Annotated in this window: 1 rRNA gene; it reads left to right on the top strand. The window is 54.9% G+C overall.

What is annotated here, in order from left to right:
- A 16S ribosomal RNA gene (locus J5M71_RS29090) occupies positions 1 to 214 on the top strand; the annotation flags it as partial.
- Between the last annotated feature and the right edge of the window lie 41 nt (positions 215 to 255).

Below are 255 nucleotides of genomic sequence, written 5' to 3'. Positions count from 1 at the left end.
GTGAAGTCGGAATCGCTAGTAATCGCGAATCAGAATGTCGCGGTGAATACGTTCCCGGGCCTTGTACACACCGCCCGTCACACCATGGGAGTGGGTTGCACCAGAAGTAGCTAGTCTAACCTTCGGGAGGACGGTTACCACGGTGTGATTCATGACTGGGGTGAAGTCGTAACAAGGTAGCCGTAGGGGAACCTGCGGCTGGATCACCTCCTTAATCGACGACATCAGCCTGCTGATGAGCTCCCACACGAAAAG

The sequence above is a fragment of the Pseudomonas sp. 43(2021) genome (assembly GCF_017490805.1).
Classification (GTDB): Bacteria; Pseudomonadota; Gammaproteobacteria; order Pseudomonadales; family Pseudomonadaceae; genus Aquipseudomonas.
The sequence above is the reverse complement of the archived record's forward strand: the minus strand, read 5'-3'. Positions and strand labels throughout refer to the sequence as shown.